At 34.3% G+C, this 14868-nt stretch carries 13 protein-coding genes; 11 read left to right on the top strand and 2 right to left on the bottom strand.

Features of this window, described 5'->3' with window-relative positions:
* Window positions 1-17: 17 nt before the first annotated feature.
* The 9 genes from DN393_RS04480 (at window position 18) to cbpA (ending at window position 11068) form a co-directional block, all read left to right on the top strand.
* Complete coding sequence (locus tag DN393_RS04480) at window positions 18-1019, top strand: putative 2-aminoethylphosphonate ABC transporter ATP-binding protein (RefSeq protein ID WP_064476731.1); 1002 nt, start codon at window positions 18-20, stop codon at window positions 1017-1019.
* The gene (locus tag DN393_RS04475; RefSeq protein WP_142315487.1) at window positions 1020-2777 is read left to right on the top strand and encodes a putative 2-aminoethylphosphonate ABC transporter permease subunit; all 1758 of its coding nucleotides are present in this window, start codon (window positions 1020-1022) and stop codon (window positions 2775-2777) included. It begins immediately after the preceding gene.
* A gap of 21 nt (window positions 2778-2798) precedes the next feature.
* Entirely contained in the window at window positions 2799-3593 is a 795-nt protein-coding gene (gene phnX / locus DN393_RS04470) for a phosphonoacetaldehyde hydrolase (RefSeq protein ID WP_064476729.1), read from the top strand.
* Window positions 3594-3608: 15 nt separating this feature from the next.
* A complete protein-coding gene (phnW, locus tag DN393_RS04465) occupies window positions 3609-4706 on the top strand; it encodes a 2-aminoethylphosphonate--pyruvate transaminase (protein WP_064476728.1) in 1098 nt (365 codons plus the stop codon).
* Entirely contained in the window at window positions 4703-5887 is a 1185-nt protein-coding gene (locus DN393_RS04460) for a saccharopine dehydrogenase family protein (protein WP_064476727.1), read from the top strand. The genes phnW and DN393_RS04460 overlap by 4 nt, the downstream gene beginning before the upstream one ends.
* Window positions 5888-5927: 40 nt before the next feature.
* Window positions 5928-6710 (top strand): DeoR/GlpR family DNA-binding transcription regulator, encoded by a 783-nt coding sequence (locus DN393_RS04455; RefSeq protein ID WP_000117658.1) that lies wholly within the window; start codon window positions 5928-5930, stop codon window positions 6708-6710.
* Between the two features lie 430 nt (window positions 6711-7140).
* Window positions 7141-9441, top strand: coding sequence for an NEAT domain-containing leucine-rich repeat protein (locus DN393_RS04450; RefSeq protein WP_098625569.1), 2301 nt, complete (start codon window positions 7141-7143; stop codon window positions 9439-9441).
* Window positions 9442-9690: 249 nt separating this feature from the next.
* A complete protein-coding gene (locus DN393_RS04445; protein WP_064476725.1) occupies window positions 9691-10320 on the top strand; it encodes a class II aldolase/adducin family protein in 630 nt (209 codons plus the stop codon).
* Window positions 10321-10444: 124 nt separating this feature from the next.
* A complete protein-coding gene (gene cbpA, locus DN393_RS04440) occupies window positions 10445-11068 on the top strand; it encodes a cyclic di-AMP binding protein CbpA (RefSeq protein ID WP_064476724.1) in 624 nt (207 codons plus the stop codon).
* Window positions 11069-11135: 67 nt separating this feature from the next.
* On the opposite strand, the gene DN393_RS04435 is transcribed toward cbpA, so the two are convergent.
* Window positions 11136-11906, bottom strand: a complete 771-nt coding sequence (locus DN393_RS04435; protein WP_046958227.1) for a divergent polysaccharide deacetylase family protein — start codon at window positions 11904-11906, stop codon at window positions 11136-11138.
* 398 nt (window positions 11907-12304) lie between these two features.
* On the opposite strand from DN393_RS04435, the gene DN393_RS04430 reads away from it, so the two are divergent.
* Complete coding sequence (locus DN393_RS04430; protein ID WP_000495533.1) at window positions 12305-12586, top strand: aspartyl-phosphate phosphatase Spo0E family protein; 282 nt, start codon at window positions 12305-12307, stop codon at window positions 12584-12586.
* 29 nt (window positions 12587-12615) lie between these two features.
* On the opposite strand, the gene DN393_RS04425 is transcribed toward DN393_RS04430, so the two are convergent.
* Complete coding sequence (locus DN393_RS04425; RefSeq protein WP_149173334.1) at window positions 12616-14112, bottom strand: DUF3149 domain-containing protein; 1497 nt, start codon at window positions 14110-14112, stop codon at window positions 12616-12618.
* 194 nt (window positions 14113-14306) lie between these two features.
* Between DN393_RS04425 and DN393_RS04420 the strand changes: the two genes are divergently transcribed.
* Window positions 14307-14753 (top strand): MarR family winged helix-turn-helix transcriptional regulator, encoded by a 447-nt coding sequence (locus tag DN393_RS04420; RefSeq protein WP_000203340.1) that lies wholly within the window; start codon window positions 14307-14309, stop codon window positions 14751-14753.
* The last annotated feature ends 115 nt before the right edge of the window (window positions 14754-14868 follow it).

Here is a 14868-nt window from a genome sequence, read left to right as displayed (position 1 = left end):
AGTGGGAGAGAGAAAAAATGAGCGAATATTTATCAATTCAACACATTCAAAAAAAGTTTGATGCATTTACAGCGTTAAAAGATATTTCTTTTACTGTGAAAAAAAATGAGTTTGTATGTTTATTAGGCCCAAGTGGTTGTGGGAAAACAACATTGCTTCGAATTTTAGCAGGGCTAGAAGAGGCAACAACAGGTAGTATAGCTGTGGATGGAAAAGATATTACAGCATTACCTCCTGGAAAGAGGAATTTCGGAATGGTGTTTCAATCGTATGCATTATTTCCGAATTTAACAGCACTTGAAAACATTGAATACGGCTTAAAGACAAAAAAATATGGAAAAGCAGAAGTAAAAGAGAAAGCGTTAGAGGCGTTAGAACTTGTAGATTTGCTGAATGTAAAAGATAAATATCCTGCTCAAATGTCTGGTGGACAACAGCAGCGAGTAGCACTTGCACGTGCGCTCGCTCTGTCTCCGGATATTTTGTTACTCGATGAGCCGTTATCTGCTTTAGATGCAAAAGTGCGTGAAAAGTTACGTAGAGAAATGCGTGATTTGCAAGAAAAAGTAGGAGTAACAACTATTATGGTTACGCATGATCAAGAAGAGGCATTAACGATGGCCGATAAAATTGTTGTAATGAATCATGCGGAAATTATGCAGATTGGCACACCAGAGGAGATTTATCAAAGACCAGCCAATCCGTTTGTGGCAGATTTTATTGGTTCTATTAATTTCTTTTCGAAAAACAATGAAGAACATGCAATTCGTCCTGAGCATGTAACAGTTGTACAAAAGGATGGTATTAAAACGGTTGTTGAAAACATGGAATTTCGCGGATCTGTATATCGGACGGAAGTGCGAGTCGTAGAAGAAAAAGCACATCTTTATAACGAGAAAATTGTAGTGGATATATTGGCATCAGAAGTAGAAGCAACCGCAATTAGAAAAGGAAAGCCGATTCAAATCTCTTTCTCAGAAAATCATATGTTGTCATATGGAAAGAAGGTCATTGTATAGATGGAGATGTTAGAAGATTTCAAGGTAGAAAGTACGAAAAAAAAGATTAAGAGACGTATCGGTAAAGAAGAGTGGATACAAAGACTATTAATTATTGGTATGCTTCTCGCGTTTTTGATCATGCTTGTATTACCTTTATTACAATTGTTTACACAAGCTTTTTATGATAAAGATGGAGCTTTCATTGGTGTTGCGAATTTCAGTAAATATTTCACAACACCAACGCTAGTTCAATCATTACAAAATACGATATGGATTTCGGGCGCGACAACAATTATTGCAGTGACACTCGCTTTCGCTTACGCCTATGCGATCGCTCGTACGAATGTGTTTGGAAAGCGTGTATTTCAATATATTGCGTTGTTACCATTATTCGCACCTACGATGATGCATGGTATCGCACTGACATATTTATTTGGTAATCAAGGGTTAGTAACGAAAGGAATGTTTGGTTTGTTTGAAGGGATACAAATCCCTTTATATGGACCAGTAGGAATTGTAATGGCTGAAGTCATGTATACATTTCCGCAAGCATTTCTTATATTATTAATTGCTTTTCAAGGCTCTGATTATCGTTTATATGAAGCTTCTAATATGTTAGGAGCGAGTAAAGCAAAGCAATTTTTCACTGTTACTTTACCTAGTGTAAAGTACGGATTAATTAGTGCGATGTTCGTTGTGTTTACACTTAGTTTCACTGATTTTGGGGCACCAAAAATTGTTGGTGGGCAATATAATGTACTTGCTACTGACGTATATAAGCAAGTAATTGGGCAGCAAAATATGCCGATGGGTGCAACTGTCGGAATGATTTTATTAATCCCAGCTATATTTGCCTTTGCAGTTGATCGCATTACGCAAAGAAAGCAGGCGAATCTTTTATCTTCCAAATCAGTACCTTACAGAATAATAAATAATAAGAAAAGAGATGTTATTTCATTCGTATATTGTAGCGTAGTAACGCTTATGATCATTCTATTATTTGTGGCAGTTGGTATTGCTGCAAGTGTGAAAGTATGGCCATATAATATGAGCTTTACATTTGAGCATTTCAATTTTTCCAGTTTAACAGGAGATGGACTTGGAGCATTTAAAAATAGCGTAATTGTTTCAGCGATTACTGCAGTAATTGGAGCGGTTTTAACATTTATGTTCGCTTATGCGATTGAGAAAATAGATCAGCTACAATTTTTCCGAAAAGCAGGTTACTTTTTCTCTATCGTTCCTTTAGCGATACCAGGTTTAGTACTTGGGGTAGGCTACGTCTTCTTCTTTAGTCAACCAACAATACAAATCTTTGGACTTTCCGTAACGAACCCGTTCCATTCTCTATACGGAACAATTGCTGTGCTAGTACTAGTCAATATCATTCATTTTTATTCTGTAACATTTGTTACGGCAACGACAGCTTTAAAGAAATTAGATCGAGAGTTTGAACTTGTTTCACAGTCGATGGGGATACCGTTTTATAAAACATTCTTTCGAGTTACGGTACCGATGTGTTTACCAGCCATTTTAGAAATGGTAATGTACTACTTCGTAAATTCAATGGTAACTGTCTCAGCAGTTGTATTCCTGTATGCAGCTGATTTTAAACTAGCTGCCGTATCAATTGTAAATATGGATGATGCAGGAAATGTAGCACCAGCAGCTGCAATGAGTGTACTTATTGTTGTTACAAATATTGTAGTGAGAGTTGTATATGAATGGGGAACGAAAGCACTTCGTAACCGAACGTCACAATGGCAAAAAAGATAAATAAGAAGGGTGATGGATTGAATGAAAGTAGAAGCAGTTATTTTTGATTGGGCAGGTACAACAGTTGATTACGGATGTTTTGCACCACTGGAAGTATTTATGGAGATTTTCCATAAACGCGGTGTTGCAATTACTGCAGAAGAAGCCCGTAAGCCAATGGGATTATTGAAAATTGATCATGTTAGAGCATTAACTGAGATGACTCGTATTGCAAGTGAGTGGAATCGTATTTTCGGACAATTACCAACAGAAGCAGACATTCAGGAGATGTATGAAGAATTCGAAAAGATTCTCTTCGCTATTTTACCGCGCTATGCGTCGCCGATTAATGGAGTAAAAGAAGTGATTGCTTCTTTACGTGAAAGAGGAATTAAAATTGGTTCAACGACTGGTTATACGAGAGAAATGATGGACATTGTAGCAAAAGAAGCAGCACTACAAGGGTATAAACCGGATTTTCTTGTAACACCAGATGATGTTCCAGCAGGTCGTCCGTATCCGTGGATGTGCTATAAAAATGCGATGGAGCTTGGTGTATATCCAATGAATCATATGATAAAAGTTGGAGACACAGTATCAGATATGAAAGAGGGAAGAAATGCTGGTATGTGGACAGTAGGTGTAATTCTCGGCAGTAGCGAACTCGGCTTAACTGAAGAGGAAGTGGAGAATATGGATCCGGTAGAACTTCGTGAAAAAATAGAAGTAGTTCGCAATCGTTTCGTTGAAAATGGGGCGCACTTTACGATAGAAACGATGCAGGAACTCGAAAACGTAATGGAACATATCGAGAAACAAGAACTTATTATTTCATAAAAGGGGAATAGGATCATGACTGAAAATCACTATTTATTATTAACGCCTGGACCATTAACAACAACCAAAACAGTAAAAGAAGTTATGTTATACGATTGGTGTACGTGGGATGCTGAATATAACACAATGGTACAAGAGGTAAGAGCTAAACTTGTATCGTTAGCAACGAAAGAAGAGGAGAAATATACAACTGTTTTAATGCAAGGAAGCGGTACGTTTTCAGTTGAAGCAGTGATTGGATCTGTCATTCCTAAAAACGGAAAGCTGCTCGTATGTACAAATGGTGCGTACGGTAAGCGAATTGTACAAATGGCAGAGATGTTACATATAGATGTGGTGGTCAGTCAAACAGAAGAGTGGGAGCCTACTAATATTGCAGAAGTAGAAAGGATATTGCAACAAGATAAAGAGGTTACACATATTGCAGTTGTTCATTGTGAAACAACAACAGGTATTATCAATCCAATTGTAGATGTATGTAAATTAGGGAAGCAATATGGAAAAGTAACACTAGTTGATGCAATGAGTAGTTTTGGTGGTATTGAAATAGATATCGCTGAGTTGCAAATTGATTTTTTAATTAGTAGTGCGAATAAATGTATTCAAGGTGTTCCTGGGTTCGGCTTTGTTATTGCAAAGCGTGCTGAATTGTTGAAATGTAAGGGACAGGCACGTTCATTATCATTAGATTTATACGATCAGTGGGAAACAATGGAAAATCAAAATGGGAAATGGCGTTTTACGTCACCTACACATGTTGTGCACGCTTTTTATCAAGCACTACTTGAATTAGAAAAAGAGGGCGGAGTAGAAGCTCGTTACAATCGATATTATAACAATCAAAAACTATTAGTGAGTAGAATGAGAGAAATCGGATTTAAGCCACTAGTAGATGAAAAATATCAATCGCCTATTATTACATCCTTCATTTATCCAGAAAAAGGATTTGAATTTCAACAGCTATATAATGAATTAAAGCAATATGGATTTGTTATTTATCCTGGTAAAATTTCGAAAGTAGATACGTTCCGCATTGGAAATATCGGTGACGTACATGAGGAAGACATAAATCGTTTAGTAAATAGTATAGCTGAAGGAGTTGCTATAGGATGAAAGTATTTTGTTTAGGTGGAGCAGGTAAAATTTGTCGTGAAGCAATTTTAGATTTAGTACAATTTTCATCTTTTGAGGCGATTACAGTAGCTGATTTTAATGAAGAAGAGGGCCTGAAAGTAGTAGAATGGCTCAACGATCCTCGTGTTGATTTTGTGAAAGTAGATGTAACAAATCACGAGGATACGGTTGCAAAAATGAAAGGTTATGACATTGTAATGGACGGTACGACAATTAAGTTAAATGGATTGTCTACTCGATGTATTGCAGAAGCAGGTTGTCACGGTGTGAATTTGAATGGATTTGGTGAAGAAAATGAATTTCATTCTATATTTGCTCAAAATGAAAAAACGTGTTTACCTGGTTTTGGTATGACGCCAGGTGTAACGCAAATGATGGCAATGCATGCAGCAAATCAGCTAGATACTGTAGAGTCAGTACGTGTAAGTCATGGCTCGTACCGTCCAATTGCTTTTTCTGCATCAATTACAGAAACAACGACATATGAATATGATCCACATTTACGATTGCGTACAGTATATGAAGATGGTGAGTTTAAGCAAGTACCGCCGTTTGCGCGTCCAAGAGAAATTGAATTACCGGCGCCTTATGGTAAGGCAACGCAGTATATAATACCGCATTCTGAAACGATTACGTTAGCAAAAGCACTAGAAAATAAAGGCGTCAAGCTGATAGAGACGAGAGGAACTTGGCCAAAGCAAAATATGCAGCTCGTACGTGCTTTATATGATTATGGTATATTGCGTAATGATCGGGTTGACATAAATGGGAAAGAAATTGGCATTATGGATTGTATTTCGAAGTATTTATTGCAATCGAAAGAAGGGCAAGAAACAGAAATTTACGGTTATGCACTTCATGTAGAAGTAATAGGTGTGAAAAATAATGAAAAACAAAGGCACGTATTATATCATACACACCCGTTATCTGATGGTTCTGTTGTAGGATGGGAAAAATTAAGAGCTTATACGAGAAACGTCGGTATTCCATTTGGGATTGCTACAGAGTTAATCGCAAAAGGGAATGTAAATAAAGCTGGTGTTGTGACACCTGAGGAAGCTTTTGTAAATCCACAAATCATTTTTGATGAACTAAAAAAGCGTGGTATTCATATTCATGAAGAAGTTTTCACTGAAAAAGAAAGTTATAACTTTGTATAAGTAAGGCAGTTTATGAGGTAGAAATCAATGGGGTGAAGCTATGTCTGTAGTAGGTGAAGAAAGAAAGCGAACCATTCTTGAGAAGGTAGAGTTTAAAGGGAAAGTAAAAGTTTCAGAGTTAGCGAGAGAGTTTGCTGTATCAACAGAGACGATTCGTCGTTATTTAGAAGAATTGGATCGTGAAAAGAAGTTGAAGAAAGTGTATGGTGGAGCCGTCCAACTTCCGGGAGCTGGAATAGAGGCACCAATGCTAGAACGAGAGATGCTGCATATAGAAGAGAAGAAGAGAATTGGGTATAAAGCAGCAACGTTTGTGGAAGATGGAGATGTGATTGCGATTGATGATGGAAGTACACCGCTTCAAATGGTGCCATATCTTGTTCATCGTAAAAATTTAACGATTGTAACAAGTTCATTTCCAGTAGCTACACAATTAATTTCTTCTATTAATAAAAAGATGTTTCACGGTGAAGTTTTATTTATTGGTGGAAAAGTGTCTCCAAAGCATTCACGTGTGTCAGGGTCTATTTCGCAGCAAGTAATCCAGCAATTTCATTTTCATAAAGCATTCGTTTCGATTGATGGATTGTTACCTGGTTTTGGGGTTTCTAGTTTTGAATTAGAAAAGGCGAAACTGTCAGAAGCGATGCTGAAATTAGCGGAGAAAACATATATTTTATGTGATCATACAAAAGTAGGGGTAAAAGGAAATTACCGAATAGCAGCATTTTCACGTATTCAACATGTAATTTGTGATAAGAAAATGCCCTATAGTTTTGAAGAGGAAGTCAAAAAGCATAATATTCAATGGACAATTTGCTAAATAAATTGAACTCCCACCTGTTTTTGAGGTGGGAGTTTTACTGTCCGCAAATAGCAGGATAAAAGATTTGTATGTATGCAAAAAGTGGACACATTTTCTCATCTCTTTCATATAATTTACCAATACAAAAAAAGTTGGTCGAAGGAAAGAAGGGAGAAGCATGTCAGAACGGATATATAATAAACTTGTATTGTATGCAAATATTTTGCAAAAAATTGGTTTTATTAATGAAAAAGAAAAAAGTGAAATTCTTCATACGCTAGGTAAAAAGGCCCTTTGATTAAAGGGTTTTTTATTTTTTATCTTTGGAAATATAAACTTAATGTAATATTATCATTGACAATGATAATGAGATTCATTATCATTTATTTTGTAAGTAATTGATAACATTTATCAATTATAAAAATTATATATGATAGGGGATATTATTTTGAAAAAAAGTTATATTAAGGCGCTAGTAGTAGCCACAACATTAGCAATTCCATTTGCTACATACTCTACTCCAGCATTAGCAGCACTAAAAGCTGAAGCAAACCAGTCGGTGGCAGCAGCTAGTGAACGTACATACGATACTGAGATTAAAATATATAAGGATCAAAAAGATGAGCCATCTATGGTTTCTCAGTACATAAAAAATCCTAAAGTAGCAATTGAAGATGGGAAAAAAATCGTTACTGTAACAATACAAGATAGCGATTATTTTCAATATCTTAGAATAGAGGATAAAAACCAACCTGGTGTATTTCAAGATGTGAAAGTTTTATCAGAAGATAAGAGGAAAAATGGAACGAAAGTAGTCCAATTTGAAATTGGCGAATTTGAGAAGAAGCATAATATGCAAATGCATATACTTATTCCGGCCATCGGATATGATCACAAATATCAAGTTCAATTTGAAATTAAAGATCCAACTGTAGGTGACAAAGAAACAGAGAAACCAGATGATAACGCTAATTCAGGCAATACGGAAACGGATCATCCAATTGATAGTCAAAATATGATAACAGATAACAAATTAAGAGAACTTGTTAATAAAAAAGTATTTAATAGAAAAGATTTAAATACACCAATTACGAAAGAGGAGTTATTACAAGTAAAGGACTTGTTTTTAAACACGAATGAGATTCTTGATTATAGTGCATTAAAATATATGCCAAATTTAAAATCTTTAACAGTTGCGAATGCGAAGATAACAGATCCATCGTTCTTTGCGAATTTAAAGCAATTAAATCATTTAGCTTTGCGTGGTAATGAATTTTCAGATGTAACACCACTTGTTAAGATGGATAATTTAGCATCTCTTGATTTGAGTAATAATAAAATTACAAACGTTGCACCACTCATTGAAATGAAAAATGTAAAAAGTTTATATCTATCAGGCAACCAAATAGAAGACGTAACAGCATTAGCGAAAATGGAACAACTAGATTACTTGAATTTAGCAAATAATAAAATTACGAATGTTGCTCCATTAAGCGCATTGAAAAATGTAACATACTTAACTTTAGCAGGTAATCAAATTGAAGATATTAAACCGTTATATTCATTACCTTTAAAAGATTTAGTATTAACGCGTAATAAAGTTAAAGATTTATCGGGTATTGATCAAATGAATCAATTAAATAAATTATTTATCGGTAAAAATCAAATTGAAGATGTGACACCACTTGCTAAAATGACTCAGCTTACAGAATTAGATTTACCTAATAATGAGTTAAAGGATATTACTCCATTATCAAATCTAGTAAACTTACAAAAACTTGATTTAGAAGCAAATTATATTTCAGACTTATCGCCAGTTAGTAAGTTGAATAAGTTAGTATATTTAAGTTTTGTTGCAAATGAAATCCGCGATGTTAGACCAGTAATAGAACTAAGTAAGAAAGCTTATATTAATGTTCAAAACCAAAAAGTCTTTTTAGAGGATACAGAAGTAAATAAAGAAGTAAAAGTACCTATATACGAAAAAGACGGCGAGGTATCTACAAAAATCCGTCTGAAGAGTGATGGTGGTACGTATAGTAATGGTGTAGTGAAATGGAGTACACCAGGTGAGAAAGTATATGAATTTGGAGTGAAAGATCCATTTGCGGATACAGGAATCTTTTTTACAGGATCTGTAATTCAAAATGTAGTAGAAAGTAAAGGGGACAACAATTCTAAAGAAGACAATACTTCTAAAGAAGATGAAAAAGTAGAAGTAGTAGAATTTAAAGATGTACCAAAAGGACATTGGTCAGAAGAAGCAATTCATTATTTAGCGAAAGAAAATATTTTCAAGGGATATGGAAATGGACAATTTGGATTTGGGGATAGTATTACTCGTGGGCAAGTTGCGTCTTTAGTACAAAGGTACATGAAATTAGAAAATAAAGTAGAGCAGAAAGAGAGATTTACAGATACGAAAGGGCATATGTTTGAGCAAGATATTGCCACAGTTGCGCAAGCTGGAATTATGCAAGGAGATGGTACTGGGGAGTTTCGTCCAGATGGAGTATTAACTCGATACGAAATGTCTGTAGTATTATATAAAGTATTTCAGTTAAAAGAAGATAGAAATAATAAAGTGAACTTTACTGATGTACCGACTGGTCATTGGGCAGAAGGATATGTGAAAGCGTTAGCGGATAATAATATATCAAAAGGTAATGGAAAAGGAAACTTTTTAGGTGATGATTTCGTAACACGTGAACAATATGCACAGTTTTTATATAATGCAATAAAGAAATAAAAGATGAGAAAATACGTTATTCTTTGATTTAAAAAGAATAACGTATTTTTTTATGTACAAAATGAAGTAGGGAATAGACAGAAGTATAGATATATGAATGGCCCATTTTAAAGAAGAGCTGTGAAACTATATTGACAAAAAGGCGTTCTCATGTGATAATTCAATTAAATTTTTAGAATAATCAAAAAATACTCCTTTTACATAGAAAGGATTCGAACATTATATAAATATTATGCCGGGGGTGACGAAATGTTATTTTTTCTAAAAAAATGGAATGAATTAAAAGATGTGAAATCTGAATTGGCACTTCGTGATTGGTTTTATGGTACAAAAATTAGTTTATCACTCTGTACGTCAAAAGAGCCGTTAACTTTTTTAGTAAACGTTGAGGGAAGAGATAAAGGGTTATTTTCAGAAGAAGACTTTATTGTTGTTAATTGTATGTGTGAGCCAGTATTTGAAAATGAAGAAAAACCAGCTGCAGAATCATTTATGCATGCGGATATTTATAAAAAAAGTAGTGCAGAATGTATTTTACAAGTGCAGACTGTAGATAGCCATTTAATATCAGAGTTATATGGAGAAACAGGGGAAGTAACATTCGATAAACGTAGCGTGGAACGTGTTTTTGGAAAAGAAGGTATAACAGAAATGACAATTCCTATTGTAGAAGATGAGAAAAAATTCGCTGATTTATTAGAAAATAATGTACCGAATTTTATTGAAGGTGGAGGAGTAGTTCTTGTTCATAATTATGGCATGATTGTGTGGGGGAAAACTCCAGAAGAAGCGAAAAAATGGCTAGAGGGTATAGAATATTTAATGAATTACCATGTAAAGTTGTTAATGATAAAAGGTGCAAAGAGCTCTGTTATATAAAATGTTTGTGATGTCGTTACAAGTCAATAAAAAATGAAAGCGTTTTAAATGTAATTTTACTCATAAAATATAGGTCTCCTTATTATATATAGATTACATGTTGACATGTAAGGAGGAACATATTTTGCGAGTTAAATACCATTTTCTGCCGAAACAACAAGTAACATTTTGCAAAATGAACGATTCAGGTGAAGAGGCTTTGCACATTATGAATGAAACGGGATTTCGAGCAATCCCTGTATTAGCAGAAGATGAAAAGAAATTCATAGGGATTATTTATAAAGTAGACCTTTTAGAAAAGAAGTGTAATAGCGGATTAGAGAAATTAAGCACGGAACATATGCTGGAAGATTCCTCTGCATTTATTTTTGAAAAGGATTCTTTTTTTAGAGCATTTTATGTTATTCGTCGACTTCCATTTTTAGCTGTGTTAAATGACTATAATGAATTTGTCGGTATCTTAACGCATTCCAATATATTTGATGTTATTGAAGATTCATTCGGTATGCGGACGGGTGGTTATATATTAACAATTGCAACACAAGATTGTAAGGGAACGATTAAAGAACTTGGGACATTGTTGAAAGCATTTAATATCGGTGGATTATTTACGCTAGATAACGGTGATCAGTATATTCGCCGCGTTATCGTAAATATAGCAGATGAGTTAAATGAAAAAAGATTAAAGCAATTAATCGAAAAAATAGAGAAAAAAGGATTCAGGGTGAGTCATGTAGATTATATTTAAGGTGAAAAGGAAAGGTACCAATTTGCTATATGCAGATTGGTACCTTTTTTAGTGCGAGTAATGAATCTTATTTTGAAACAGGAGGTGGAGATAATGCTAAATCAGATAAAAAAATAAAATCTGCATGTGCGCGAATGTTAGGAATAGAAGTTTCTATAACACGTGATGTAATTTCACCTGGAGGTCCAACGTGTCCGATAGCTACCATAATCGGTTTTTCTTGAAGCTTTTTAATGAGTAATTGGGCTTGTTTTGAAATATGTGCCGCTGTATACACATCATCAAAAAATAATTGATTTTCAATAATAGGCACTCCTAATTCTTTCCCGATTTTTGGGACAACACTCTTAGGATTTGTTTTGCTATCCAAATAAAATAAACCGTGTTTTTTACAAGCTGCAAGTATAAGTCGTACAATTCTTTCGTCCGCGGTCACTTTTGAGCCCATATGATTGTTCATCCCAATTGCATGCGGTACTTCTTGAATCGCTTGTTCGAGTCGGTTATTTATTTCTTCGTCGCTTAAATCAGTTGTAATTGCTTTTGGTCCAAGCCATTCTTTTTTACCTTTAATCGGTTCCATTGGCATATGTATAATAACTTCGTGCCCTTTCTTATGAGCCGCTATCGCATCTTCCTTTGTGGAAGGGAGAAAAGGCATAACGGCAACAGTCAGTGGAATAGGAAGTGATAACATTTTATCAGTCCCCTTCATATTATTGCCGAAGTCATCAATGACAATAGCGACTTTGTTTGTATGGGCCTTTGCTTGAACAGGAAACAAGAAGGATGGTAAGAACATAGTAAATATAAGCAATGCAATCGTATATTTGCGCATATAAATATTTCCTTTCTATTTTTTCCCGCTATTTGCGAGCAGTGAGGAATGAACAAAATCCCCCAATGATTAAATTTCACTTTATCAATCATCATTATGTTTTGCGTTTTTATATAAATTAAACAAAAAATGTCGAAGAAAAGTATATAGAAAATAGAGAATCCGCTATTTAATTGGTATTTGTAAAAAAAGAAGATGAAAAAAATGTCTATTATTGCGAATGTATTTACAAAGATAGAATAATTTGTAATAATTCTCAAAGTGAGGGTAAAGATTTGTAAATTACAGGGAGAAAATGTTAAATTTTCTGATTCTTCAAATTCAAATATGATTAAGTAGTTAAAAGGCCGATGGAGAAGTAAAGTTGAAAGCATGGAAGTATAATAAGGGGGATATGAATGTTTACCGTAAAAAGGAAGTACACATTAGAAAAGCTTTCACGTGATATTCATATGAAACGTGAAGAAATGATTCAATTAGGTTTAACAAGTGGGTTAAATAGTATGGAGACAATTCAAGTGAGTCAAGAATTGGACAAGCTTATTTTACAGTACCAGCGTTATAAAGAAAAACAAACACCAAAATGGCTATCAATTATTAAGGTACCTATTTTTCAAATTGGGTATGAAGGGAAATCAAGTAATTTTTGGCGAATGCTTGTGGCTGGTTTTATGAAATAAGTATAATTACCCTTTTGGGATAAGGATAATTATACTAGGTGTAACGGAATTTCGATATGAACTGTCGTTCCTTCGTTTTCTATACTATCAATAAAAATATGCCCATTGTACATCTCTACAATTCGTTTACATATGACAAGTCCAAGACCGGTTCCAGTATCTTTATTAGTAAAGAACGGATGAAAGAGGTGTTTTTGAATATGTTTTGGAATCCCTTTTCCAGTATCTGTAATTCTCAATTGTGCGTGTGTTTCATTGTTTGTTACGGAAATGGTCAGTGTGTCACCAGAATTCATGGCTTCAATTGCATTTTTTGTAATGTTTAAAACCACTTGTTTCATATGGTCTTTTGAGCAACGGATATGAATAGGATGGTCTGGCAAATGTAAATGGAATACAATGTTATGTAGATTCGCCTCAGATTGAATAATTAATGATACCTCATTTAGAATAGTTCTCACATCATATGTTTGTTCAATGATAGCAGTTGGCTTTCCAAGAATAAGAAATTCGCTTACAATTTCATTAATCCGTTCTATTTCTTGTTCGATGATGGAAAAATAAAACTGATCTTGTTCATCTTTATATTTCTCTTTTAATAGAGCGACGAGCCCTTTAATTCCGGTAAGAGGATTACGGATTTCGTGGGCTGTACTAGCTGCAAAAGTTCCAACCAATTCAATTTTTTGTAGTTCATTTTGTTGTCTTTCCAGTTTTGTTTGACGTTTTAACAACATATATTGAGCAAGTAAAAATAAAATAGACATTAAAAATAAAGTAGCTATACACTCTATTGCAACCCACTGATATAAAGTTTTTTGATGGATAGGCAAAGGAGAAACAGAGACCTTCCAATTTAATCTTTTGAGTGGGGTAGTAAGCATATTAGAATGCGCAGCACTTGTTTCGTTATTATCATCGGTGAGAAAAACTACATCATGTTTATCAGTTACTTCAAAATGGTATTGTGGCTTAATGGCATTTAAAGATGATGAAATGTAGTCAAAGCGTAAACTTGCTAACAATAAGCCTGAGATTTCCTTCTGTTTATTGAAAATGGGAGAAGCAATCATAATAGCTTGATGTCCAAGAACACGATCTGTAATGACTGATGATACAGTTGTTTTCTTCGTTTGCAATACGTCTTGAATATATTTGCGATCTGAGACATCAACAGGTGGTCGGTCGCCTTCGGATGCGATTGTAATGATTCCTTCTGGTGTAGCGTAGTATAAACCAGAAAAACGTGCATCGTTTCCATCTGTATCATGTACAATTTGTTTAACTCCATTTATATTTCCAGTCTCGGTTCCTATGACCTTTGAGAGCATTTCTAATGCGGAAATTGCTTCACCAAGGTGATGATCTAAATAGTCTCTATATAAAAAGAGAACCGTGTGAGCAGATAGTTTGTTTTCCTGCTTCATTTTATACGAATGATATGAATAAAATGTAGCACCAATCCCTATCGTTGGTAGGATAACAAGTAATATATATAAAACTATGCTGTGGAATTTGACTTTCAAATTTGGTACTCCTTCTTTTTTATTATCATTATATATAAACTATGTTAAAATTGTCATGTTTTTATTCAAGAATCATTCGTAATATATTTGGGGAGAGGAAATGAATGAGTGAATACTCATTCGGAATTTACATGAAGTACTAAGCTGTTTTTTCTTTTTATTACTGAGAATTTAAGTGAAGGGTTGAAAGTTGTATGACATCAAATAATGAACGAGAAGATATTTCTCAATCTCTAAAAGTATTTATTGCATTATCTCGTGTACATCGTTCTGTTATGGATACTACAAATAAATCTATACAAAGTAACGGGTTAAATCCAACTGAATTTGCTGTATTAGAACTGCTATATCATAAAGGCGGTCAACCACTTCAGCAAATTGGTGAGCGTATTTTGATTGCTAGTGGCAGCATTACATATGTTGTAGATAAGCTAGAGAAAAAGGGACTAGTAAAGAGAATTCCGTGCCCGAATGACAGACGTGTTATTTATGCACAATTAACTGAGTCTGGAGAGAACTTTATTGCTTCTATTTTTCCAGGGCATGAGCAAGTTATACATCAGTCTTTTGAAATGTTAACGAAAGAGGAAAAGGATGAATTACTTGATCTATTAAAAAAGATTGGAAAGTATGAAAAATAATAGTATGTTCCAAAGGAGCTTTGGATAAAGAAATCCAAGGCTTTTTTGTTTACATGTAATTATGACAAAATATGCCGTATTTTGCTGAAGAATAAGAGGAGATTTGTAAGTAAGC

Origin of the sequence: Bacillus sp. BPN334, from assembly GCF_008368885.1 — a bacterium.
GTDB classification, from domain to species: domain Bacteria; phylum Bacillota; class Bacilli; order Bacillales; family Bacillaceae_G; genus Bacillus_A; species Bacillus_A wiedmannii.
This window is presented reverse-complemented; position numbering and strand designations above follow the sequence as displayed.

What these genes read in the sequence shown, in the direction of transcription:
- phnW (WP_064476728.1), top strand. Translation starts at nt 3,609, where the DNA reads ATGACTGAAAATCACTATTTATTATTAACGCCTGGACCATTAACAACA.
- DN393_RS04475 (WP_142315487.1), top strand. Translation starts at nt 1,020, where the DNA reads ATGGAGATGTTAGAAGATTTCAAGGTAGAAAGTACGAAAAAAAAGATT.
- DN393_RS04460 (WP_064476727.1), top strand. Translation starts at nt 4,703, where the DNA reads ATGAAAGTATTTTGTTTAGGTGGAGCAGGTAAAATTTGTCGTGAAGCA.
- DN393_RS04445 (WP_064476725.1), top strand. Translation starts at nt 9,691, where the DNA reads ATGTTATTTTTTCTAAAAAAATGGAATGAATTAAAAGATGTGAAATCT.
- phnX (WP_064476729.1), top strand. Translation starts at nt 2,799, where the DNA reads ATGAAAGTAGAAGCAGTTATTTTTGATTGGGCAGGTACAACAGTTGAT.
- DN393_RS04480 (WP_064476731.1), top strand. Translation starts at nt 18, where the DNA reads ATGAGCGAATATTTATCAATTCAACACATTCAAAAAAAGTTTGATGCA.
- DN393_RS04435 (WP_046958227.1), bottom strand. Translation starts at nt 11,906, where the DNA reads ATGCGCAAATATACGATTGCATTGCTTATATTTACTATGTTCTTACCA.
- DN393_RS04420 (WP_000203340.1), top strand. Translation starts at nt 14,307, where the DNA reads ATGACATCAAATAATGAACGAGAAGATATTTCTCAATCTCTAAAAGTA.
- DN393_RS04455 (WP_000117658.1), top strand. Translation starts at nt 5,928, where the DNA reads ATGTCTGTAGTAGGTGAAGAAAGAAAGCGAACCATTCTTGAGAAGGTA.
- DN393_RS04430 (WP_000495533.1), top strand. Translation starts at nt 12,305, where the DNA reads ATGTTTACCGTAAAAAGGAAGTACACATTAGAAAAGCTTTCACGTGAT.